General features: G+C 63.9%; 22 protein-coding genes. 11 read left to right on the top strand and 11 right to left on the bottom strand.

The genetic code is table 11. The features are described from left to right. Window positions 1-540: 540 nt before the first annotated feature. Window positions 541-1,113: an MOSC domain-containing protein gene (locus AC4CS3_RS14340; protein ID WP_490784021.1), complete on the top strand. Its 573-nt coding sequence runs from the start codon at window positions 541-543 to the stop codon at window positions 1,111-1,113. Between the two features lie 8 nt (window positions 1,114-1,121). Here the strand turns inward: AC4CS3_RS14340 and AC4CS3_RS14335 are convergent, their stop codons facing one another. After that, on the bottom strand, window positions 1,122-2,396 hold the full coding sequence (locus AC4CS3_RS14335; protein ID WP_490784054.1) for an MFS transporter: 1,275 nt from the start codon (window positions 2,394-2,396) through the stop codon (window positions 1,122-1,124). Between the two features lie 182 nt (window positions 2,397-2,578). Here AC4CS3_RS14335 and AC4CS3_RS14330 point away from each other — a divergent pair, with 182 nt between their 5' ends. After that, a complete protein-coding gene (locus AC4CS3_RS14330) occupies window positions 2,579-4,075 on the top strand; it encodes an HNH endonuclease (RefSeq protein ID WP_490784020.1) in 1,497 nt (498 codons plus the stop codon). Window positions 4,076-4,080: 5 nt separating this feature from the next. Here AC4CS3_RS14330 and AC4CS3_RS14325 read toward each other — a convergent pair whose 3' ends face one another. The 4 genes from AC4CS3_RS14325 to AC4CS3_RS14310 are packed head-to-tail and all read right to left on the bottom strand — an operon-like array spanning window position 4,081 to window position 7,250. Then, the gene (locus AC4CS3_RS14325) at window positions 4,081-5,097 is read right to left on the bottom strand and encodes a sensor histidine kinase (protein WP_490784019.1); all 1,017 of its coding nucleotides are present in this window, start codon (window positions 5,095-5,097) and stop codon (window positions 4,081-4,083) included. An 11-nt stretch (window positions 5,098-5,108) separates the two neighbouring features. Then, entirely contained in the window at window positions 5,109-5,783 is a 675-nt protein-coding gene (locus AC4CS3_RS14320) for a response regulator transcription factor (RefSeq protein ID WP_490784018.1), read from the bottom strand. Window positions 5,784-5,788: 5 nt separating this feature from the next. Then, window positions 5,789-6,442 (bottom strand): DedA family protein, encoded by a 654-nt coding sequence (locus AC4CS3_RS14315; protein ID WP_490784017.1) that lies wholly within the window; start codon window positions 6,440-6,442, stop codon window positions 5,789-5,791. A 10-nt stretch (window positions 6,443-6,452) separates the two neighbouring features. Continuing rightward, window positions 6,453-7,250, bottom strand: a complete 798-nt coding sequence (locus AC4CS3_RS14310; RefSeq protein ID WP_490784016.1) for a phosphatase PAP2 family protein — start codon at window positions 7,248-7,250, stop codon at window positions 6,453-6,455. Between the two features lie 170 nt (window positions 7,251-7,420). Here AC4CS3_RS14310 and AC4CS3_RS14305 point away from each other — a divergent pair, with 170 nt between their 5' ends. The 3 genes from AC4CS3_RS14305 to AC4CS3_RS14295 are packed head-to-tail and all read left to right on the top strand — an operon-like array spanning window position 7,421 to window position 10,023. After that, a complete protein-coding gene (locus AC4CS3_RS14305; RefSeq protein ID WP_490784015.1) occupies window positions 7,421-8,206 on the top strand; it encodes an alpha/beta fold hydrolase in 786 nt (261 codons plus the stop codon). 19 nt (window positions 8,207-8,225) lie between these two features. Further along, window positions 8,226-9,122, top strand: coding sequence for a hypothetical protein (locus AC4CS3_RS14300; RefSeq protein ID WP_490784014.1), 897 nt, complete (start codon window positions 8,226-8,228; stop codon window positions 9,120-9,122). Window positions 9,123-9,180: 58 nt separating this feature from the next. After that, window positions 9,181-10,023, top strand: coding sequence for an IclR family transcriptional regulator (locus tag AC4CS3_RS14295; RefSeq protein ID WP_437772524.1), 843 nt, complete (start codon window positions 9,181-9,183; stop codon window positions 10,021-10,023). A gap of 143 nt (window positions 10,024-10,166) precedes the next feature. Here the strand turns inward: AC4CS3_RS14295 and AC4CS3_RS14290 are convergent, their stop codons facing one another. Both AC4CS3_RS14290 and AC4CS3_RS14285 read right to left on the bottom strand, forming a co-directional pair. Beyond that, window positions 10,167-11,648: a purine-cytosine permease family protein gene (locus tag AC4CS3_RS14290; protein WP_490784013.1), complete on the bottom strand. Its 1,482-nt coding sequence runs from the start codon at window positions 11,646-11,648 to the stop codon at window positions 10,167-10,169. Window positions 11,649-11,783: 135 nt separating this feature from the next. Then, the gene (locus AC4CS3_RS14285) at window positions 11,784-12,554 is read right to left on the bottom strand and encodes a FadR/GntR family transcriptional regulator (RefSeq protein WP_490784012.1); all 771 of its coding nucleotides are present in this window, start codon (window positions 12,552-12,554) and stop codon (window positions 11,784-11,786) included. Between the two features lie 93 nt (window positions 12,555-12,647). On the opposite strand from AC4CS3_RS14285, the gene AC4CS3_RS14280 reads away from it, so the two are divergent. From AC4CS3_RS14280 to AC4CS3_RS14265, 4 genes are all read left to right on the top strand, one after another. After that, the gene (locus AC4CS3_RS14280; protein WP_490784011.1) at window positions 12,648-13,526 is read left to right on the top strand and encodes a carbon-nitrogen hydrolase family protein; all 879 of its coding nucleotides are present in this window, start codon (window positions 12,648-12,650) and stop codon (window positions 13,524-13,526) included. A 10-nt stretch (window positions 13,527-13,536) separates the two neighbouring features. Further along, a complete protein-coding gene (locus AC4CS3_RS14275) occupies window positions 13,537-14,886 on the top strand; it encodes an APC family permease (protein WP_490784010.1) in 1,350 nt (449 codons plus the stop codon). Window positions 14,887-14,932: 46 nt separating this feature from the next. Further along, a complete protein-coding gene (locus tag AC4CS3_RS14270) occupies window positions 14,933-15,715 on the top strand; it encodes a carbon-nitrogen hydrolase family protein (protein WP_490784009.1) in 783 nt (260 codons plus the stop codon). An 82-nt stretch (window positions 15,716-15,797) separates the two neighbouring features. Further along, window positions 15,798-17,249 carry a purine-cytosine permease family protein gene (locus AC4CS3_RS14265; protein ID WP_490784008.1) on the top strand — a complete coding sequence of 484 codons (1,452 nt, stop codon included), beginning with the start codon at window positions 15,798-15,800 and terminating at the stop codon, window positions 17,247-17,249. Window positions 17,250-17,276: 27 nt separating this feature from the next. On the opposite strand, the gene AC4CS3_RS14260 is transcribed toward AC4CS3_RS14265, so the two are convergent. From AC4CS3_RS14260 to AC4CS3_RS14245, 4 genes are all read right to left on the bottom strand, one after another. Continuing rightward, on the bottom strand, window positions 17,277-18,851 hold the full coding sequence (locus AC4CS3_RS14260) for an arylsulfotransferase family protein (RefSeq protein WP_490784007.1): 1,575 nt from the start codon (window positions 18,849-18,851) through the stop codon (window positions 17,277-17,279). 90 nt (window positions 18,852-18,941) lie between these two features. Further along, on the bottom strand, window positions 18,942-19,799 hold the full coding sequence (locus AC4CS3_RS14255) for an aldo/keto reductase (protein ID WP_490784006.1): 858 nt from the start codon (window positions 19,797-19,799) through the stop codon (window positions 18,942-18,944). Between the two features lie 22 nt (window positions 19,800-19,821). Further along, on the bottom strand, window positions 19,822-20,232 hold the full coding sequence (locus AC4CS3_RS14250; protein WP_490784005.1) for a (R)-mandelonitrile lyase: 411 nt from the start codon (window positions 20,230-20,232) through the stop codon (window positions 19,822-19,824). A 95-nt stretch (window positions 20,233-20,327) separates the two neighbouring features. Then, complete coding sequence (locus tag AC4CS3_RS14245) at window positions 20,328-21,392, bottom strand: NAD(P)-dependent alcohol dehydrogenase (RefSeq protein ID WP_490784004.1); 1,065 nt, start codon at window positions 21,390-21,392, stop codon at window positions 20,328-20,330. Between the two features lie 101 nt (window positions 21,393-21,493). Between AC4CS3_RS14245 and AC4CS3_RS14240 the strand changes: the two genes are divergently transcribed. Both AC4CS3_RS14240 and AC4CS3_RS14235 read left to right on the top strand, forming a co-directional pair. After that, window positions 21,494-22,162 (top strand): TetR/AcrR family transcriptional regulator, encoded by a 669-nt coding sequence (locus AC4CS3_RS14240; RefSeq protein WP_490784003.1) that lies wholly within the window; start codon window positions 21,494-21,496, stop codon window positions 22,160-22,162. Between the two features lie 74 nt (window positions 22,163-22,236). Then, on the top strand, window positions 22,237-23,298 hold the full coding sequence (locus AC4CS3_RS14235; RefSeq protein ID WP_490784002.1) for an FAD-dependent oxidoreductase: 1,062 nt from the start codon (window positions 22,237-22,239) through the stop codon (window positions 23,296-23,298). The last annotated feature ends 103 nt before the right edge of the window (window positions 23,299-23,401 follow it).

The raw sequence follows: 23,401 nt of genomic DNA, 5'->3' as shown, positions 1-23,401 counted from the left end.
ACCCTACTGACGCTGTAGGCGTGACGACAACCGTTCATGCCTAGGAGGCCGACCGAGGCGGTCAACCGCCGCCTCGGTCACCTTCGCAGCTCAGTCCCCGGCTACATCCTCGATCATAAGAATCGCATTAATGTCAAGAGTTTTTGCTCCTATTGAGTGATGGATACCTGAAATTGAGTGGTCAAAAGTCATAAATTGAGTGGCGACGGACTATGGATTGAGTATTGATACATACGAGAGAAACGTAATCGGTTATTCCCACTTGGGAATAACCAAACGATTCCCTCGACCTGTTTCGCACAATCCCTTGCCCTAATTTGCTTCTTATGCATAATTTGATTATGAAACGCCTACTTCGTTGAGGGGTGAACCATGTCAAACAAATCGAAGCTTGGTTCAATCGGAAGCGTTCTACTCGTCGGGTTTGTCGCCGGTGGGGTGATGGGGGGAGCATGTTTTGACTCCTAAACGTACTCGTGGCATTCCTATTTCCCTGAGCGCCCGGGGTTGCTGACTCCGGGACAGGCATAGCCTTATGGCATGACCGCAAGCTACAGATACGACGTGGAGATCCTGCATCTTCTCGTGTCATCCGGCCACGCCTACTTCGGCCGCGCACGCGATGGTGCCGCCGAGGTGCCCACCACGGATGCCGAGCAGGTCGACGTCGTAAGCGGCAAGGGCATCGTCGGTGACCGGTTCTTCGGCAAGGCCGCGCACATGGATGCAGCGGTCACCCTGATAGCCATCGAGTCGCTCGAAACGATGGCCGCTGAGTTGGGCGTCGCGCCCTTTGACCCGCTGCTCACGCGGCGAAATGTCGTCCTCGGGGGCGCCCACCTGGCTCCCCTGCTGGGCGAAGAATTTGCCTTGGAATCGCGGGGCGGCGTTGTCGGGTTCCGCGGCGGACGTCCGGCCCACCCTTGCGCGTGGATGGACCAGGTCCTGGCTCCGGGCGCACACGCCGCCATGCGCGGGCGTGGGGGCGTGCGCTGCCAACCGCTTTCGGATGGCACCCTGCATCGTGGCCCAGCTGTGCTAATTAGTCCCGTACCGCTTGTTCCTGACAAGGCCGGCGAGGCCACGTTCCTCCGGGCTTCGCGGCTTCCGTAGGTCAATTCTTATGACTGCCGGGGTTCCGTTTCGGATGTGACGATCGCGGCGTTGGCCTGATCTGCCAAAGAGCCCTGCCGACGACTCGCCAGGAGGAACGGCACTGCGATCAACTCGATAACGCCGCTGATCGCGAGCGAGGCGGAGTAGCCGTACACATCGGCGGCCCGGCCGAGCAGCGGCTGCACCACCACTCCACCGCTTGATCCCATCAGCGAGTCGAGGCTCAGCACTGTTGCCCGCTGCTTCGACGGGATCATGTCGTTCACGTAGGCCTGCCGTACCGGTGTGGCCGCCGAGTCGACCATGGCCCAGAACGTCAACAGCGCCAAGGCCACCCAGAAGACATTCGTGAACCCGAGAACCACCAGAATCGATGCGCTCACCACTCCACTCAGAATCATCACCGTAGTGCGTTTGCGAACGAGGCGCCGGATACGCGGTGCAAGCCATCCGCCCACCACCTGCGCTCCGGCCACGATTGCCGCCGCTAGCCCGGCCACGGAGTACGCGCGCGGGTCGCCGAAGAGCTGCAGCAGGTACGGCTGCAGGGCATAGAAGACATAGATCCCGACGCCGGCACTGAACGGCGCTGCCAGCATCACGTACCGTACGGGTGGATTTTTCAAACCGTTCTCGATCGAGGCGTCGAGGACGGCGCGGGTCGCCTTGAGTGGATGGGCAGAGCGTTCGGGGGTGAACCCGACGTCGCGCATGAGCAAGAAGGCCACGACGAACATCGCGAGGAGCACGCCGACGCGGATCAGGAACGGCACTCCCAGGTTGGTGGCCTGCGCGATCACCCCGCCAGCCACTGAGCCCGCAAGCATGGCGGCACCCGACACCATCTGTCCGCGCCCGAGCACCGTCTCCAAGCCGCCCTCATATCCAGTGAAGCGCAACGCGTCGACGAGCCAGGCCTCCACGGCACCCGAGAAGAAGGTGAAGCCCAGACCGAGCAATACCGATACCACGGCCCACCACCAGAACGGGGCGGAAAGCTGCCAGAGCAGAAAGTAGAGGTAGGTGGATCCGGCCAGTGTCACAGTGCCAAGAAGGAACGAAACGCGGCGTCCCCAACCATCGGCCACCACTCCAGTCGGCACTTCGAAGACCACCATCCCGGCCGTGAAGAAGGCGTTCGCTGCAAAGGCCTCGAGGTTGCTGAGTCCCGCATCCAGCAGGAAGAGGGTATTGATCCCCCAAATGAACGAGGCCGCAAGGGTATTGCCAAGGGTCAACGTGAGAAAGATGCTTTGAATCTTTCTGGCGGCGGGGTTCATCAAGGTGCTGTCCCGGCCAGGACGAGGGGGAACCACGAGGCCATTCTCGTCTGCTTCGGCGACGCACGCCAGAGCTGGGCGGGAGCGGTCCGCTATGAAAAAGTTCTGCCGATTTCCGGGTTTTTCGGCGGGCAGGTGATCTTCGACCTAATAATGTCAGACCCCTTTGCGAAGCTTTGATTATGGTCGGAAACCGGGGAACACAGCTGATCGGACCAGGCGCGCCGTCGGGCGGCGCGGTCCCGGATGCTCCGGTGTCAGGTGCCTGGGTACGGGAATTGATCGATACCGTTGCCTCGTTCAGGCCATGCGCCGTGGGCACCGAACCGGCCGGCAGCGCCGAGTTGATTGACCTGTTGCGTGCCCTTGAGGATCTGAAGTCCGCGGCCGCGGCCGCGCAGGCCCGGATCGCCGTCGCGTTCGATACCGCCCAGCGCAGCGCCGACGCGGCGGCCGGTGTACCGGCCGACGAGCAGGGACGCGGCGGCGGAGCACAGGTAGCTTTGGCCCGGCGGGAATCCCCTGCCCGCGGATCCCGGCTCCACGGACTCGCGAAAGCCCTCGTCACCGAAATGCCCCACACCCTCGCCGCCCTGGACGCCGGGCGGCTGAACGAATGGCGGGCCACCCTGCTGGTGAAGGAAACAGCCTGCCTGTCCGCCGAGGACCGCTGCGCCGTGGACGAGGAGTTGGCCGCCGACACCGGAGTCTTCGACGGCGCCGGAGACAAGGCCATCATCGCCGCGGCCAGGAACGCGGCCTACCGGCGGGACCCGCGCTCGGTCACGCAACGCGCCAGCCACGCGGCGGCCGAACGTCATGTCAGCCTGCGCCCGGCACCGGACACCATGACCTACCTGACCGCCCTGCTCCCGGTCGCCCAGGGCGTGGCCGTGCATGCGGCCCTGACCCGGCACGCCGACACCCTCCGCGCCGGAGGGGAGACCCGGTCCCGGGGCCAGATCATGGCCGACACCCTGGTCGAACGCACCACCGGGACCCCCGCAGGGATCAGCGGTGTCGAGGTCCAGCTCGTCATGACCGACCGCACCCTCTTCCAGGGCGATGCCGAGCCAGCCCGGCTCCCCGGCTACGGCATCGTCCCCGCCGGCTGGGCAAGGACACTTCTGGCCGGGGGATCCGGCAGCAACAATGAACCCGGCCAGGCCGGTCCCGGCGAGCCTGAGTGCGATCAGGCTTTCAAGCTCTGGCTCCGGCGTCTCTTCACCGCCCCCGGGACCGGAGACCTTGTCGCCGTCGACTCGAGGGCGCGGCTTTACCCGGCGGGCATGCGGCGCTTCATCCAAGCCCGCGACGACACCTGCCGCACCCCCTACTGCGACGCACCGATCCGGCATTTCGACCACATCATCCCCTGGCACGACGGCGGCACAACGAGCCTGACGAACGGGGCGGGCCTGTGCGAAGCCTGCAACCACACCAAAGAACTCAACGGCTGGACAACACGAACCCGGACAGCAACAACACGCCCCGGGACACGGCATGCCCTCGACATCCGCACCCCCACCGGACATACCTACCGATCCACAGCCCCACCCCTGCCCGGAACCCATGAGCCGGAAATTCAACCTGCGCGTTCCAGGCGCCACCGCCGCCGGCTACGACACCGCGCCAAAGCGTTGAGGTACGCCCACGGCACAGAACTCCAAGCCGCCTGAGAAAGCTATGCCGAGCCTGGCGCCATGTCACTCGGCGCCGTGTCTTTCGGGGCAAGTGGCAGCGTGATCCTCATGACCGTGCCCCGCGGACCGCTGCGCTCAACCTCCACGGTGCCGCGGGCGCCGGTGATGATTTCACGGACCAAAGCCAAGCCGATTCCGAAGCTGCGCTGGCCCGGTGCGCCCTCGGGGCTGTGTGTCCTCACGAAGCGGTCAAAGATCCTGGTCTGGTCCACGCCCTTGATCCCGGCCCCGGAATCCGAGACGGTGACCACCGCGCGGTTACCGAGCACCGCCGTCGTGATCCCCACTTGGCCACCAGCGGGAGTGTGCGCCAGCGCATTGTCGGCCAGGGCAAGGAGGGCACGGCGGAAGCCATTGCTGTCAATGAGCGCGAAGGGGCGGTCCTTTTCCGTCAGGGCGACGCGGACGTTTTTCTCTCCCGCGAGCTGTTGCAAGCTCTCGACGACGGCGCCCGCCACCTTGGCGAGATCGCTCGGCTCTGCGGCGGCGTCCGGGGGCGAGCCGGTGGCCGCGACAAGCAATTCGTTGACGATGCCGGTGAGGGTCGCGGTGTCGTTGCGGATGCGGGCGAGTGCTTCCCCGGTTCTGGAGTCCGCGGGGGCATCGCGCTGGGCGAGCTGGACGCGTGCATCCAGGATGGCCAGGGGTGTGCGCAGTTCGTGGCTGGCGTCCTGCACGAAGCGTCGCTGCAGTGCGAGCGCTTCTCCCAGGGGCCGGATGGCACTCCGCGCGCTGAGCCAGCCGATGGCCCCGGCAAGGATGATCCCCGCAATGCCGGCAACGATCATGGCCTTCAGGAGGTCCTTTGTGTCCAGGTACGCGTACGCGGAGTCGGTTTCGCCTGGTCCAGGCAGCGTTGGATGCTGTGCCTGGTTGAAGAGGTAGATCGCGGCGGCCGCCAGCAGGCAAAGAACCAAAATCGCGCATGCCGCGCTGATCCGTACCGCGATCTTCAGCGACGCTTTGCGGAGCGTCGCCTGGTCCGGGTTTTCAGTCATGGGAATTGTTCTCAGTCATGGGGGTCGCCGATCTGGTATCCGAGGCCGTGGACCGTCCGGATCACCGTTTTGGAGATCTTACGGCGCAGGTGGTGGACGTAGGTGTCGATCACGCCCGGCTGGTCCGTGGGGTGGAACAAAGTGCTGATGAGGTCTTCACGGGTGAAGACACGTTCGGGTTCGCCGGCCAAGGTTTCGAGGAGCCCGGCTTCCTTCGCCGTCAGGGTGACCACGGAACTGTACACGGAGCGCATGGAGCGGGCAGCGGCGTCGAGCTCCCAATCCCCGATTCCCAGAGTCGTGGGCGGCTGGGCGTATGTCCTGGTCAGGGCTCGCAAGCGGGCGGCCAACTCCATGGCGTCGAACGGTTTGCCCATGTAGTCGTTAGCCCCCGCATCGAGGCCCCGGATCTTCTCATCGGTGGCACCGAGGGCCGTCAGGATGAGGATCGGGGTGGCGATCCCCTTGGCCCGAAGGGCTTTGATCAAGGCGATGCCGTCCATGATGGGCAGCCCCCGGTCAATGACCATCGCATCCCAACTCCGGGTCAAGCCGAGGTGGAGGCCGTCACGCCCATTGACAGCCAGGTGAACGGAGAAGTCCGGCTCGAGGAGTTCGCTGATGAGCGGTCCCAGAGCGGCGTCGTCTTCGACCAGGAGGAGGGACGGCCGCTCAGCTGTTGTCATGCTGTCTATTCTTCCCCGGCGTGCCCGTTTGTGGCGCCCACCTTGGCCTTGCGCCGTTTTTTGAGGAACTCGACTCCCCACGGCAATACGGAGACCAAAACCATGATCACGGCGATGGCGTCAATGTTCTTCGCGATGAACTCGTAGTGTCCCAACCAGGAGCCCAGGAGCGTCACGGAGGTTCCCCAAATGACGGCGCCGGCGATGTTCCACAGGGTGAAGGATTTGTAGTTGTAGCGGGCGATGCCTGCGCTCAGCGGGGCAAATGTCCGCACGATGGGGACAAAGCGGGCCAGGACGATCGCGGGGCCGCCGCGGCGCTTGAAGAATTCCTCGGCCGTATCCAGGTGCGCGGTCTTCAGGACCCTGGCATCGTCCTTGAACCAGCGCCGCCCGAACTTGCGCCCGAGCATGTAGCCGATCTGGTCTCCGGCGATTGCGGCGGCGGAAACGACGGCGATCAACACCGGCAATTCGAGCTGCAGTTGCTGGTGAAGCAGGCCGGTAGTGAATAGCAAAGAGTCCCCGGGCAGGAACGGGAAAAGGAGACCGGATTCGATGAAGACGATCAACGCCACGACGCCCAGCGCCGCGGGACCCAAGCCCTGAAGGAGGGTGGTGGGATCAAGGAATGCGGGCATGGCAGAAAGTACGTGCATGGGGTCCTCCTCAGGATCCGTGTGCTTGGGTTGCGGCCGCGTCCGAGGCGGTTGCTTCTGACGAGGTTGCTTCTGACGCAACGCCAAATGGCAGCCGCCCGATGACTCGTGGTACGTACCGGTTCCAGAGCCCGGCCAAAACGATGACTATGGCGGTGGTGGCCAGGAACGACGCCACAACGTCGCTGGGGTAGTGGACTCCGATATAGATCCGGGACCACGCCACCACCACGGCCAGGACGGCGCCGGCCCACGCGGTGATGACGCCCCATCGTGTGCCCCTGACCAGGAAGTACAAGGCGAAGGCGAGCGCTACGGCGAAGGCGGTGTGTCCGCTAGGAAAGCTGTTGGAACCCGTTTCCGGGGCCAGGGGGTCGAAAAGAAGCGCAGGATTGGGCCGGTGGCGGGCAACGATAAGTTTGAACACCTCGCTGGCAACCCAGCCCGAACATGCGAAGAGCACAAACATGACCGCCGGTACGAAGGACTTCCGAACCAGGAAAACGAACAAGCCGATCACCAGGACAATGCACACTCCGGCTACCGGGGCGAAGAGGAAGTTCAGCGCCATGGCCACGGTGGTCAGTGCGCCCACGTGATGGCGGCTGAGTTCCTGGTCAACTCCGAATTCGCTGGTGGTCACGCCTGCTACCGACTGCACGCTGAAGCCAATGGCAAGGACTGCCGCGGCGAGCACAATGCCCCACAGGAGCCAATACCGAGGCTGTGGAAGCAACGGCACACCGTGACCGACGACGGCGGAAGTGCGGACTTCCGCGGAAGTGTTCTGCTTGGCGTGCGATGACATGAAATCTCCAGTTCGGGTGTGGAGGCCGTTGTGAGGCCTGCTTCCACTCTCGCGGGCGGCACTTAAGAAGCTCTTAAGAACTCCTGCTCAGAGCCCCTCTCCCCTTGACCCGCAAGTGGCTGAGCCCCAGAGTTTAGGAACCTACTGTCCGCCAAATCAAAGGATCTGGGATGTCCGAATTTGCGATCTCGAAAGACGGTACCCGCATCGGGTATGACCAGTACGGCGAGGGACCTGCCGTGATCCTGGTCGGCGGTGCGATGCAATTCAGGGGCTTCGACCCCAACACCGTGGAAATGGCCAAGCTCCTGGCCGCGAAGAGGTTCACGGTCCTCAACTACGACAGGCGCGGCCGCGGGGAAAGCGTCGAGGCCCCGTCATTCAGCCTGAAGGACAACCTCGACGATCTCGCCACGCTCATCGACATCGCAGGCGGCAAGGCTGCGCTCTTCGGGAGCTCTTCCGGTGGCTCGATCTCCCTGGCAGCGGCCGCAGCAGGACTACCCGTCACGAAGCTGGCCCTGTGGGAGACTCCCCTGAGCGATGAACTCGGCACCGGCGGGGCTGAATTCTTCGCCGGGCTCCAGGAACGGATCGCATCCGGCGACAAGGCCAGCACCATCGAGTACTACATGAAGGACATGCCGCCGGAGTGGCTGGAAGGCGCCAAGAACAGCCCAGGATGGCCCATCATGCTCGAAATGGGCCCCAGCCTTTCAGCCGACGCCGAATCCCTCGCGTGGACCCAGTCCGCGCCACGCGCCCAGCTATGGTCCGGCATCACCCAGCCCACCCTTTCGATCGTCGGCGAGCAAACCATCCCGATCATGCCGAAAGCGGCCGACTCCATCGTGGCCAATATCCCGAGTGCCCGGAAAGCCACCATTCCGGGCGCCAACCACAGCTGGGAACCCGGAGTCATGGCTGACGCACTCGCTGAATTCCTCGCCGAGTAATACGGCACACGCTTCCACCATGGAACTAGCCGCGATCGCCGTCGAACTTTACACACTGGGTCCCTCGGCCTTCACGGCGGCCCGCACCGCGCGGGCCAAGGAAGCCAAGTCCGCGGGGCACGCCGAACTGGCGAAACAGATCGCCCAGTTGCCCAAGCCTTCGACGGCGGCGTGGGCCGTTAACATGCTCGTCCGGCACGGCACCAAGGAATTCGCGGGCGTCCTGGAGCTGGGGGCATCGCTCGGGAGCGCCCAGGAGCAGCAGGATCACGGGCGTCTCCGCACGCTCGGCCAACAGCGCCCGCGCGTCCTGGGCGCCGCCGTCGAGCAGGCCCGGGCAGTGGCGGAAGGTCTGGGCGTCAAGGTCAGTGGCGCCGCCGCGATGGAGATCGAGGCCACGTTGAGGGCCGCCATGACCGATCCCGGCGCTGCGGCCGCGCTCCGCAGCGGGCAGCTGGTGCGTTCGCTCGCCACGAACGGATTGGAACCCGTGGACCTCACGGGCGCGGTGGCGATTTCCGGCGCACTTCCCGCGGCGGGTACCACCATCGAAGAGCCCGACGACGGCGGCCGGCAGCGCAGGCGGGCAGACTCGGAGGGCGCACGCGCCGACTCGGAGCGCGAACGCGAGAAGGCACAAACCGCGCTCGTGGAGGCTGAGCGCAACGCGGACAAGGCTGACCTGGAACTCGCCCAGGCCGAGCGCGAAAGGTCCGAGGCCGTGGGCCGGAGCGAGCACCTCGCCGTCCAAGTCAAAGCTGCCAAAGACAAGCTGGCTGGGTTGCAGCAGGAGCTCGCTTCGACGGAGTGGGCGATCACCCTGGCCGAGCGGAACCGCAAACTGGCAGCCCGGCTAGCCGCCCGGGAACGCCGGAGCGCGGAAACGGCGCGGGCCCGCTTGGAGGGATTGTCCTAGAACGGGGCGTGGCATCAACGTCCGGTATACCGGACATTCCGCCGCGTATTCTAGGAGAATGTACAGTCAATCCGTGCGGCCCAAGGCACCGGCTGCGGCCCAAGTGCTGGCGGTTCTCAGATACGTCGCAGGCCAAGCCGGCCCGGTCAGCGCGTCCATCATTGCGCGCGATGTTGGTTTGCCCCGGTCAACGACATATCAGCTCATCTCCTCACTGATCGATGACGGCTTTCTGGTCCACCTTCCCGAGGAGCGCAAGTATGCCTTGGGAGTGACCGCCCATGAGTTGGGGACAGGGTATTCGCGGCAAGCTCCCATCCAGCGGATTGCCCGGTTCCCCCTGTCCCGGCTCGTTGCCCGGACCCGCCGGACTGCCCATCTTGCCGTGATGCACGGGCGCGACGTCGTTTACGTGATCGAGGAGCGGGCTCCGCGGCAAAGCCCCCTTGTCACAGACACCGGGGTCCGGCTTCCGGCCCATCTGACCGCCAGCGGCAGGGCGATGATGGCCCAGATGGATCCCGCCCAGGTGGCTGCGCTTTTCCCTGGACCGGAAGCGTTCGCGGAGCGCCACAGCAAAGGCCCGCAGTCCTTGCCCGCGTTGCAGGATCTGTTGGCTCGGGCGCGTTCACTCGGATATGCGTGGGAGCAGGACGAAGTCACCGAGGGGTTTTCCTCAGTTGCCGTCGCCGTCCTCGACCGGCAGCGCTATCCGGTGGCCAGCGTGACATTGACGGTGTCGAACCGGGCGTTTCCCGGCGGAGGCACCCGGCACCGGGCCAAAGACGCCGAGACCGCCGAGGAACGGGCGGTCCGCATTGAAGACGTCGCCCGGGAGTGGATTCCTGAAGTGACCAGATGCGCCAGGGAGATTTCCCGCAGGCTGGGCACCCAGGCCTGATGCCGGCGTAGTTTCATACGTGCAGGAGACGCTCGCTCACATATATGGCCAAATGCCAGGACGCTCGCTCACATGATGTGAGCGAGCGTCCGCCGGAAACACCCCAAAAGTGAGCGAGCGTCCGAAGGGGAACGGCGCAAAGGCTAAACAGCTGCGGCGTTCGGCACTGAGCCGACCACTGGAGCTACTGCCTCCGAGCCTGGTTCAGTCGGGTAGACCATCTCGGCCGGAGCGTTGGAGTTTCTCTTCGCCAGCGGGTAGAACACGATTGCCGTGACCACGAGGCCTACGAGCCAAGAGATATCCGCCCCGCCCAGAAGGTCGGTCATCGGTCCGGTGTAGAGGGTCTGCGCCAGGAATGGGATCTGGACGACGATGCCGATCGCGTAGCTGAACAGCGCGGTCTTGTTCCAACGTCCGTAGCGCCCGTTCAGGTCATAGAGGGCCGGAATGTCCACCTTTTCCTTGGAAACCAGGTAGTAGTCCACGAGGTTAATCGAGCTCCAGGGGATGAATACCATCAGCAGGAGAAGGACGAAGTTCTTGAAGTTGGCGATGAAGTCGGGGGAAGCAAGGACCGCGATGAGCACCGAGAGTCCGATAAAGCCGATCACATAGGCGAACCGGGTCCATGACGCCACCGCAGACTTGCGGGTGAACGCCGTGACCGAGGTAAGCATGGTCATGTAGCCGCCATATGCGTTCAGCGTGTTAACGGTCAGTTTTCCGGTCACGATGACCAGGTAGATGACCACCGCGATCAGTCCGCCACCACTCAGGTTCCCGAGGAAAGCGACTTGGCCGTCCAGGAACCGTGCGCCTTTGGGCAATGCGAGGGCAGCGAAGAGCGCGCCCAGGGTCATGGACCACTGGGAACCAATCACGGTGCCGAAGTATGCCGACATGAAGGTCTTGTGTGCTGGGGTTTTGGAAGGCAGGTACCGGGAGTAGTCGGCCACGTACGGACCGTACGTCAGCTGCCATCCGGCGCCAAGCGAAATGGCGAGCAGGAAGGTCGGAAACTCGAAACCGCCGGCTCCCAAGAGTGCACCGACGTCCTGGCTGGCCAACAACCTGATGCCCAGGTAAGTGAAGCCGAGGATACCGACGACGGTCGCAATGCGGCCCAACATGTGGATGTACTTGTAGCCCAGGGTCGCCACGATGATGGTCAGCACCCCGAAGACGATCATGCCGACGGCAGGGGTGCCCGTGTGGAGGATGAGGCTGATTGCCTGTCCGGAGAGGACAGTACCGGTTGCGGCGAAGCCGAGGTACATCACGACCACCAGTACCAAGGGAATCACCGCCCCGAAGATTCCGAACTGCGCCCGGCTGGAAATCATCTGCGGCAAGCCGAGCTTCGGCCCCTGGGCCGCGTGGAGCGCCATGACTGCGCCGCCCAAGAGGTTTCCGACCAGGAGGCCGATGATCGCCCACAGCGCATCCGCGCCGAACAGTACTGCCAAGGCGCCGTCGACAATGGCCGTAATCTGCATGTTCGCCCCGAACCAGAGCGTGAACTGCTGGCCAGGCGAACCATGGCGTTCATTTTCCGGGACAAAGTCAATGGAACGACGCTCAACGCGCGGCCCACCCGTTCCCGCTTTTCCTGTCGCCTGCATGCCTGATCCTCACTTTGACAACCGAAGTCCGATGTCCCCAACTGAGAATCAATCAGAGCACGCAAAGTGACAGTGATCACGAAAAGGTGTCCATCTTTAGTCCGATATCCCGGACGATAGGGCAGGAGCTGTCGTTTACCCCTTTTTGTCCCTCTTAGCGCCGTCGCCGCCCGCCAGGCCCATGAACATCGTCTTGTGCAAGACGTCCACGTGCCGCCGCGACACCTCCACCGCGCCGCGATCGTCGCCGGCCCGCAGGGCATTCACGAGCGCAATGTGGTCCCTATTGGACTCATGGAGAAACTCAATCGGGTACGGGATGAAGTAGGCATAAAGCTCTGCCAATGCCTCGTTATACGCCTCGACCGCGGTTCCCAAGCCCGAGGACGTCGCGACCAGCCGGTGAAATCTCTCGTCGGCCTGGTGATACTCGGACCAATTATTTGATCCGGCCATTTCACGAGTAAGCCGCTCCAGCTCATCAAGTTGCGCTGCCGTGGCATTGACTGCAGCGAAATGGGTGACCGCGCATTCGAACAGCAGCCGACGGTCCACCAGCCGGTTCACTGCAAGGGATTCGGCGGGCGACGCAGCGAGCTGCTCGAGCACGTTCTGCGGCGGCTCGTCAGCGACAAAGGTTCCGCCGCCACGTCCACGACGGCGGACAACGACGCCCTGATCAGCCAGGCTCGCCAGGGCCCTGCGGGCGGTGATCGGGCTGACCGATAGGCCCAGCGCGACGTCTTGCTGGTCGGGCAGCCTCTCCCCCGGCTGAAGCAGCCCCAAGGATATGGCCATGCCGATCCGCAGCCGCACGGCGTCGATTGCGCTCCTGCGGTCGATTCCGAGCAAAGGGGCAGCATCGATGGGTGAGTCGCCGGTGGTGTCCTCGAGCTGACGGGTCATATCCGCTACTTTACGGGGCAAAATCCACCTTCCTTTTATTTGATCATTATGATCTAATATGAGGCGAGTCACAACGACAACGTGGAGAAACCAGTGCAACGCATCCTTCCCCTCATCGCCGCTCAGGCGTCGCCCCGGCTGATCGGCGAACCGATCGAGGCTTTCGCCGCCGAAGTCGCCGCCGCCGTCGCGATCCAACCGCACAGCAAGCTCGTGGTCTTCCCGGAGCTGCACCTTTTCGGGGATTCCAACCCTGACCTGCAGCGCACTGAAAAGCTGCAGGACTCGGCCGAGCCTCTGGACGGTCCACGCGTCAACGAGCTGCGGCAGCTCGCAGCGGACCTGGGTATCTGGCTGGTTCCGGGCAGCGTCTGCGAGCGCGGCCCCGAGGGGCAATTGTTCAATACCCAGTTGGTCCTGTCCCCGGAAGGTGACCTTGCCGGCTACTACCGCAAGGTCTTCCCTTGGCGCCCCTTTGAGCCCTACGATCCCGGCGATCGATTCACGACCGTTGACCTGGAAGGGATCGGCAGGGTCGGCCTGAACATTTGCTACGACGCGTGGTTCCCGGAGGTAACCCGCCAGCTGGCGTGGATGGGCGCCGAAGTCATCCTCAATGTCGTCAAGACCACGACGCCGGATCGCAAGCAAGAACTGGTCCTGGCCAAGGCAAACGCCATTGTGAACCAGGTCTTCATGGTCAGCGTCAACTGCGCGGGTCCCACCGGCAAGGGCCTCAGCCTGATCGTCGACCCCGAGGGGAACACCCTAGCGGAGGCCGACGACGACGCCCCCACCCTTCTCGCCGCGGACCTTGATCTCTCCGCCGTCGAGCACGTCCGCACGCACGGGACCGAAAACCTCAACCGTCCCTGGTCCCAATTCCGTCCCGGCGAACCGGCCATCGAGCTGCCCGTCTACCAAGGCCGCATCGACCCGACTACTTGGACCCCTCGGTCCTCCAACTCCTAAGGAACCACCGGTGACTACACAACCGAGCCTCACGCGCGCCCTGAAACTGCCCTCGCTGGTCCTGTTCGGGCTGGCTTACCTGACCCCGCTCATCGTCCTGGCGATCTTCGGCGTGATCGCCGAAACCACTGGCGGAGCATCGCCGTCGGCCTATCTCGTGGCGATGGTCGCGATGCTCTTCACCGCGCAGAGCTACGGACGGATGGCTGTTGCCTATCCGGTGGCCGGCTCCGCGTACACCTATATCCGGCGCTCCATCGATTCCCGGATCGGATTCCTGGCCGGTTGGGCTGTCCTGCTGGACTACCTGTTCCTGCCGATGGTCATCTGGCTCATCGGGGGTTCCTACCTCACGGCGCAGTTCCCCGACATTCCCATCGGGGTCTGGATCGTCGCGTTCATCGCCATCACCACGCTGCTCAACGTGGTTGGCGTCAAGGTGGCGGACAAGGCCAACTACCTCCTGATGGCTTTTCAGCTGCTGGTGATAGTCCTGTTCGTTGCCCTGTCCGTGGGAACCTTGGTCTCAACCTCCGGCGCGAGCGCCCTGATCAGCACCGCTCCCTTCTTCAACGACACGTCGAGCTTCGACAAGATCACCGCCGGAGCCGCGATAGCCGCGTACTCGTTCCTCGGCTTTGACGCCGTGTCCACCCTCACCGAGGAGACCATCGAGCCGAAGAAGACCGTCCCGAAGGCGATCATGCTCGTCGCACTCATCGGCGGCGCGATCTTCGTTGTCGCGTCCTACACGACCCAGCTGATCCACCCTGGCGGAGTGTTCGACGATTCGGCGTCGGCGGCGTCGGACATTGCCCTGAAGATCGGTGGGCAATTCTTCGGCGCGGTTTTCCTGGCGGGACTCGTGGTGTCCCAGTTTGCCTCCGGGCTCGCGGCACAGGCCAGCGCCTCGCGCCTGCTCTACGCCATGGGCCGGGATTCAGTCCTGCCGAAGAAGGTCTTCGGGGCGCTGAACAAGTCCTTCCACACGCCGGTGTTCAACCTGGTCATCACCGGGGCGGTGGGACTCATCGCCATGTTCCTGGACGTTGCCACCTCGACGTCGTTCATCAACTTCGGCGCCTTTACGGCCTTCACACTCGTCAACATCTCGGTCATTGCTTACTACCTGCGCCAACGACGCTCGGGGCACCGGCTCAGCGTATTGTTCTACGTGGTCATGCCGGCGGTGGGCGCGATCATCGACGGTTTCCTGCTCTCCCAGCTCGATTCGAATGCGATCACGCTCGGGCTGATCTGGCTCTGCGTCGGCGTCGTGGTACTGGGCATCATCACCAAGGGGTTCCGGAAGGCACCACCGGAAATGGTGATGGAGGAAAAAGAAGCCGCCCTGGTATGACGACAGGTCACAGCGTGCTGCCGGAACACTGAGAAATGAGGACTGCATGCGCATCACCCTGGCCCAGATCGATTCCGGCACTGACGTCCGCCGTAACCTCGACCTCATGGCGGATTACTGTGCCCGGGCCGTCCGCGAGGGCTCCGACCTCATTGTGTTCCCTGAGTACTCGACGTACGAGAAAAGCCGGATGGACCGGAGCTTCGTAGACATGGCCGAACCCCTTGACGGCCCGGTGGCCGCCAAGCTCCAGGCGACGGCGGCGCGTTACGGAATCGCCGTCGTCGCGGGCCTCCTGGAAGCATCCGGTGAGCGGAATCGGGCCTTCAACACCTTGGTGGCCATCGCTCCGGACGCTTCGCGCCTTGCCAGCTACCGGAAGATCCACCTATTTGACTGCCAAGGGTTCCGGGAATCGGATTACATCAAAGCCGCGCCCGAGCCAGTGCCTGTCACTTTTTCCTGCGGCGGCATGACGTTCGGGTTGATGACCTGTTACGACCTGCGCTTCCCCGAGTTGGCGCGCATGCTGGCCGATGCCGGGGCCGAGGTGCTCCTCGTCTGCTCCTCGTGGGTTCCCGGCACAGCCAAGACCGAGCAATGGGCCACGCTGGCCAAGGCCCGGGCAATAGAGAACGGCGTGTACGTGGCGGCGGTCTCCCAGACTCCGCCGGTGTCCATCGGCTACAGCATGCTCATTGACCCCCTGGGAACTGTCCTGCATAGCCTCGGCACTGAGCCGGCCACCGCGACGCTGGACATTTCACCGGATGCCGTCCAGGTAGCCCGGGACCAGTTCCCCACGTGGCGGCACCACCGGCTCGTCTAGGAATCTCGCGACCTCTTCTGGGCCGCCCCACTCTGTGCTAAACCAAAGTCAAGATTCACCGATGCTCCGAAGGAGAAACGCCATGAGCACTACGACGGACAAAGGATCGGGCCGCGGACTGGAGATCCGGTCGATCGACTATGTTCCATTGAACGAGCGGCACGGCAAGGTCTCGCACATCGGACCGTTGTGGTTCGTCAGCAACGCCCAGATCGCCACCCTGGCCGTAGGGTTGATCAGCATCACCACCGGCGGCAACCTGATCTGGTCGCTGCTCGCGATCGCCATCGGGGTGCTCGTCGGCACGCTGTTCATGGCCGCGCACTCTTCGCAGGGCCCCCAACTCGGCCTGCCGCAAATGATCCAGTCCCGGCCGCAATTCGGCTACATCGGCGCCCTGCTGGTTTGGCTCTTCGCCTACCTCCAGTACGCGGGCTTCAACATCTTCAACACGATCCTGGCCGGCCAAGCCATCCAGGAATCGGTCAACGTCGGGTCCCAAAACCTCTGGTTCTGGGTGGTCACCATTGTTGCCGTCGTCATCGCATTGTTCGGCTACGACCTCATCCACGCCTTTGAGCGCTACCTGACCTACCTGACCATCATCATGCTGGCGCTGCTCACCATTGCAGCCGTGAAGCTGGTCATTCCCGCCGGCGCATACAACCTGGCCGACTTCCACCTGGTGCCGTTCCTAGGCCAGCTGGGGGTCGCGGCCGGCTACCAGATCTCCTGGGCCATCTACGTCTCGGACTACTCCCGCTACCTTCCGCCGTCCAGCGGACGGGGCACCTTCCGGTGGACGTTCTGGGGCAGCGCCCTCGGCGGTATTTGGGTGATGTTCCTGGGCGCATACATCGGTGCCGCAGCCGGGGAAAACTTCGAAACCATCGGCTCGATCAAATCCACCGCCGACCAGCTCTTCGGCGGATTCGGTGGCATCGCATTGTTCGTCGCTGCCCTGGGCTTGCTGTCCGTCACTGCCTTGAACATGTACGGCGGTTCGCTGACCCTGATATCGTCCATCGACAGCGTGCGGCAGATCCGGCCGACCCTGAGGCTCCGGATCATCACGATCTCCATCACCGCACTCATTTCCGTGGTCCTGGCGAACCTTGCCTCGGCCGATTTCCTGGCCAACTTCAACGACTTCCTGCTGCTGGTGCTGTACTTCTTCATTCCGTGGACGGCGGTCAACCTCACCGACTACTTCATCGTCCGCAAGGGCCACTACGCCATCGCTGAGATCTTCAAGCCGGACGGGATCTACGGACGCTGGGGCTGGCCTGGCATCATCTCATACCTCGTCGGCTTTGTGCTGATGATCCCCTTCTTCTCCGCCGGTAAGCTCTTCGTCGGGTTCATAGCCCACGCCCTTGACGGCGCCGATATCTCGCTGTTCATCGGACTCCCCGTCTCCGCTGGGCTGTACTGGCTGATGACCCGGCGTATCGACGTCGAGGCAGAGACCCGCTTGGCCAAGGCAGAGGCCGAGGCCTTGGAGGCAGCCGCGCACGAACACATATTGCCGTAGCACGGCCGGGAGAAGCGGGCGCCGGACTCACACCGTTGCGATGACCGTGGACGTCGCCAAAACGTTTCCGGACTTGTCCAAAGCCTCGACGGCGGCCCTCGGCGCGGCAGCCACCGCCGTCGACGTCTCAAAGCCGCGACGAGGAACCGTCACTGCTTCGGACATGGACCCGGGACCGGTTCCGGTGAGGAACCTCCACTTGGCAACCTCGGTTGCGCCGTTCCAGCTGGTGTAGAGCTGCATTGTGGACCCGTTGCCGGGCACCGCGGCCAGGTCGGGGACGGTGTCCGGCCGGCCTGTCCACGGCGAGCGGTAGGTGCGGTAAGAGGCATCGCCCAGTCCGGTCGCCTCGAATACCGCTTTCCCATCGGGAGTGAATTCTGTGGCCGCGGGGTCCGCTCCGCAGCCCACCAGGATATGCCCGCTATCAAGGAACTGCAGGTTCCCTTCGGCGTCGCCCCGGTGGCCGCCCCGGCTGAACTCCTGCTTGACGACGGCGGTGCGCGCCTTTTCGTCGACGGCGAGGAGCAGCCCCCGGGATGTCCCGGTGGTGCCTTGGTTGTAATGGTTGTCGAACATGCTGACGATCCCGTTGGGCCGGCGTCGAACATCATGCTGCCAAGCGAAGACAGACTCCGGCGTCATCGAGAAGTCGCTGCGTTTCCCGCCCAAACGCCAGCGGATCTCTCCGTCCGGACGGCCGATCAGATAGGCGGTGTGCGTGTGGCGGGACGAAACGAGGAGCGCGTCCCCGCTCTCGTCCACGGAATTGAGGTGGAACGGATCGAACGCTTTCGTGGCGTCGGAACCGTCGGCCTTGGGGTTATCGGACGGGCGTAAATAGGACTCAGTCAGGTCAATGTGGTCCGAGGCCGTCCAGTCGAAGAGGACCTTGGCGGAACGGATGTTGATTTCCTGGACGTGGCAGTCAAACATGTAGCCCTGCGCGGGTCCACCCACCGACGTCAGGTCGTGCCGGACGGTCGGGTAGGAGATCATCAACGCCGTCCCGGCGGGGGTAATGGTGAACTCGTGCAGATCCGCTTGCAGCCCGTTGCCTGTGTTGACTTCGGCCACGGTGCGGTAGTGGACGTCCTTGATGACGCCCTTCCCTGCACCGTGGCCACCCGTTCCAATTCCAGTCCAATAAGTCAGTACTGCTTGGCCTTCGAAGGCTTGCACGCGAAGGTCCGTCACGCCGGAACCTGTGGGTTCCATCCATATCGGTTCTCCGTGGTTGTCCATGATCAGCCCGTTGGTGCCGTGGCCCATCGGTCCCACGAACAGGAGGCCTGCGCCCGTCGGCCCGGTAGCCCAGCTGGCGACGCGGGCAGCGGTCAAAGCAGTTGAAACGAAGCTGCGGATCGCAGGGGCGGAAGCCGTGCCGCTCGCCGACGGCGAGGGTGACGCCACCGGCGTCGGAGAAGCTGCGCTGACCGGGGCCGTTCCCCCGTGCAACACGCCTGCCTTGGCGATCCCGAGTCCGGCTAGCAATCCGGCCCCTGCCATTCCCGCCCCGCTTAGGAACCTACGCCGGCTCACCCCGAAGCGGGATTCGCGGTGTTCCCGCTCGGCACTCCCAGACTCCGTATGCTGCTCCACCCCCTCAGGATAGAACCGGAACACAGTGCGGGAACCGGACAAAAGCTGCAAGTTTGCTGTAAGAGGGCGGGGCGTGAACTCAGTGTGGTCTCAGGCGATCCTCCGTCCGCCCAGCCAGCTCACCATAGCGGGGTCGCGATGGTCGAAGAAGAGGCTGGCAGCGGTGTCCAGGGTGGCGATCTGGCTCATCTGCTCGCCCGTGAGGGCGAAATCGAAGACGTCGAGATTCTGGGCCATGCGTTCCGGCCGGACTGACTTGGGGATGACGACCACTTCTCGCTGGATGAGCCAGCGGAGAACCACCTGGGCGACGGACTTGCCGTGCGCATTGGCGATGGCGCTGAGGAGCGGATTGGAGAACAGGTCGTTCTTGCCTTCGGCGAATGGCCCCCAGGATTCGATCTGGACGCCGCGTTCGCGCATCATTGCCTGGTCGGCGGCGCGGTGGTGGAAGGGGTGGGTCTCGATCTGGTTGACGGCCGGGACGATCTCGTTGTGGTCGATGAGGTCCACTAGCCGGTCGGGGTGGAAGTTCGAGACACCGATCGCGCGGGCGAGGCCGTCCTTGTGGATGTCCTGCATGGCGCGCCACTCGCTGTAGTAGTCGCCCAATGGCTGATGGATCAGGTACAGGTCGAGGTAGTCCAGTCCGAGCCGGTTCAGTGAGTTGTCTAAAGCGTGCTTGGTGTCGTCCTGGACGCTCCCCGCCGGGGCGTGCTGGATCCAGAGCTTCGTAGTGATGAATAGTTCGTCGCGGGCGATGCCGCTCGCCTTGATCGCCGCGCCGACGGCGGCCTCGTTGCCGTAGGATGCAGCCGTGTCCAGGTGGCGGTAACCGGCGGCGAGGGCGGCTTCCACCGCGGCCTGGGTTTCCTCATCCGGGATCTGGAAGACGCCGAAGCCGAGGATCGGCATTTCGACGCCGTTATTAAGGGTGACGGTGTTCATGGGGTTCCTTCGCGTGGGTGGGTTATCGGCTGGCTTGGGCGTGCGCGGCTTCGTAGTCCTGGTCGCTGACGGGTTCAAGCCACGTGGCGCTCTCCCCGTTGTCGTGCTCCACCAAAGCCAGGTGGCACATCATGTTGTCTTGGGTTGCGCCGTGCCAGTGTTCCTCGCCGGGCGGCGTGTGGACCGTGTCTCCTGCGCGCATATGGATTACGCTGCCGTCCCGGGTAGCAACGAAACCGATGCCGTCGGTGCAGTGCAGGGTCTGGCCAAGGGGATGGGAATGCCAGTTCGTACGGGCGCCAGGGGTGAAGCGGACTATCGCCGCCACGAGACGCGAGGGCGCCTCGCCGTTGTGGAGGGAGTTGAGGTACACATCTCCCGTGAACCTCTCCTGCGGGGCTTTGGCCGTGGGGGTAGGGGGTACGGGCTTCATCGTGTTCCTTTCGCTAAACGGGGACTGATTCAAGAAAACCAGTCCCCGCGTCCGCGTGGGAGTGCCTGTTATACCGGGTACTGCCAGTGCCTGTTTCAGTTGCCCCCGGCGCCTTGCATGGTGATCGCGATTTTCCCGCGCACTTTGCCGGCGTCGAAATAGCGCATGGCGTCCGGAACCTGCTCCAGAAGATAGCTCCGGTCGATGGTCGGGGTGAGGGTTCCGGCGTCGATGAGCCTGGCAAGGTATTCGAGGTCTGCCGCGCCTTGCGTGGCCATGACCATGGCGAACCGCTGACTGATGAACGGGGACAGCGCCAGGGCCCTGAATTGCCTGTCGATACTGCCCGTCCAGGAGCCGCCTTCTTCACCACCGGTGATAACGGCCGTGCCCGAGGGGGTGAGGGCCCGGCGCAGGCGAGCCAGGGTGGGGTTCCCGGCGATATCCAGGATCAGCTCATAGTGTTCAGTGCCGTCGGCGAAGTCCTGTGTGGCGTAGTCGATGACGTGGTCGGCGCCGAGCGAACGCACCAGATCCGCTTTGGCCGTACTGCAAACGCCTGTGACCTCGGCCCCGGCTGCTTTGGCGAGCTGAACAGCGTAACTGCCTACTCCGCCCGAGGCGCCAAGGATCAGCACCTTCTGTCCCTGCGCTATCTGGCCTGCGGCGCGCAGAGCCTGCAGCGCAGTGCAGGCGGAAACCGGGACCACCGAGGCCTGTTCGAAACTGATGTCCGCCGGCTTGAGCGCGAGTTGGCTTTCGCGGGCCGTCGCGTACTCGGCGAAAGAGCCCTTCCCGACGCCGAAGACGTGATCCCCGACGGCGAAGCGGGTCACCGCAGCTCCGACCGCCACGACGGTGCCGGCCAGGTCCATCCCGGGCACAGGGTTTTTGGGGGCGCGAACGCCGAAGGCCAGACGCAATGCGTAGGGCAGGCCCCGGGTCACATGCCAGGTCCCCCGGTCCAGTCCTGCAGCGTGGACCCGGACCAGGACCTCGTTCTCGGCGATGTTCGGTTTCGGAATCTGCGCCATGTGCAGGACGTCGGCGGAGCCATAAGCCTCCTGCACGATGGCCCGCATCGTGCCGGACGCATGCGGCTGCGCCGTGGGCGAGCCGCCCGAAATCGAAGTCTCCGCAGCATGCTGACCAGCGGTCATGGCCGTTCCTTTCCAGTCAATGGGGTGCGTAGCTTTTCGTACGCTGTACTAAAAGAGATTATCGTACAATGTACTAAACCGCTAGAGTCCAAGGAGTCCCGATGCCGGACACTGCACAGCCCCTCCCCCAACGGCGCCTTCCGCTGAGCCGCGAAAGGGTGCTCGGATGCGCTGTGAATCTCGCTGACGAGTCCGGAATCGCAGCGCTGACCATCCGCTCGCTCGCCCAAAGCATGGGAACCAAGCCCATGTCGCTGTACTACTACGTGGCCAATAAGGATGAGATTCTGGATGGCATCGTGGACATGGTCTTCAGCGAAATCGAACTGCCCTCCCCCGCGGGCGATTGGCGGGAGGAAATGTACCGACGGGCGCACAGCGTGCGCAGCGCTCTCAAACGCCATCCGTGGGCGGTCGGACTGCTGGAAAGCCGCTCTTCCCCGGGCGAAGCCAACCTTCGCCACCACGAAGCGATGCTGGGGACGTTGAGGGCAGCAGGCTTTTCCGTTCAGATGACGGCCCATGCCTACGCCCTGCTCGACAGTTACATTTACGGATTCGCCCTACAGGAGGCCGCCCTGCCTTTTGACGGCCGGGACACTGCCTCGGAGATCACAGCGCCGATCGTTGAACGCTTTTCGACCGGGCAATACCCCCACATGATGGAGATTGCCACCGAACACGTCCTCAAGCCCGGCTACGACTTCGGGGACGAGTTCGACTTCGGGCTGACCCTCATCCTTGACGGCCTCGGCCGCTCGATGAGGTGAGCTAGAGATGCCCGGCGAACCCGAAGCCACACCCGCTCCACGATCTTGGAACACATCCTGTTGTGTGGTCGGCGGTGGACACCACCGACGTACTGGCCGAACTGGGTTTGTTGGAAGAGTTCCTGCGCCTGCCCCACACCGAGGTACCGGAACTGCGCCTCGGCATCGACGGACAGACCTTCGGGCTGGTGGACTTCCGGCACCTGCCTACCCGGTGTAAGTTCATGGCGTTCATGCCGCAGTGGGACTTCCTGAACTTCCTGGCCAGCCAGGCCAGAAAGTTCCCTGGCTTCCGACTCGAAATGAGCACCGAGGCCACCGGCCTGCTCCGCCGCGGCGAGCACGTGATCGGCGTACGGGCGCGCACGAACGACGGCGAAGTAGAGATCCGCGCGGATCTCACGGTGGCGTGTGACGGCCGGTTCTCCCTTATCCGGGAACACACGGACTTGCCGCTAAGGGAGTTTGCGATGCCGATCGACGTGCTGTGGTTCCGCGTGCCACGCAGCCAGGATGCGCCGCCGACCCTGGGCTACCTCGGCGGCGGCCAGATCGTGCTCGCCATCGACCGCGGCGACTACTGGCAGTGCGGCACGATCATCGGGAAAGGAACACTCCCACAGATTCAGGCCGCAGGTCTGGCCGCTTGCCGAGAGCGGGCGGCACATGCCGCACCGTTCCTGGCTGCGGGCCTGGCCGCGCTGACCGACTGGGACCAGTTCAAGCTGCTGTCGGTGCGCTCCAATCGGTTGAGACGCTGGTACGAACCCGGGCTGTTGTGCATCGGCGACGCCGCGCACGCCATGTCACCGGCCGGCGCCGCCGGGGTGAACTACGCCATTGCCGATGCCGTCGCAACGGCCAATCATCTCGCGATACCCCTGCGAACGGGAACCGTCGCCATCGCCGACCTCCAGCGACTGCAACGACGACGCGAACCCGCGGTACGCCGAGCACAGGCCTTGCAGCGACAGCAGACCCGCCAGCTCGCCCGCCTCTCCCAAAGAAACCCACCCATCCAACTCATGCGACTCATCAGCAACACTCCACCGGTCAAACGCCTCTTGGGGCGGATCGTCGGCCTCGGCTTCCGTCGCGAACACATCCACAGCCCCCGTCTCACCAACCACCGATAGTCCAACTGCGAATCTCCCCAGTGGCTCATGAGACCGCGGGGATGGATGTGACGTGGGTGACAATAGTGGCGTTTGGTGCGAAGCTTGTCACGCTGAGTTGACC

The organism is Arthrobacter sp. SE2, assembly GCF_058244265.1.
The sequence above is the reverse complement of the archived record's forward strand: the minus strand, read 5'-3'. Positions and strand labels throughout refer to the sequence as shown.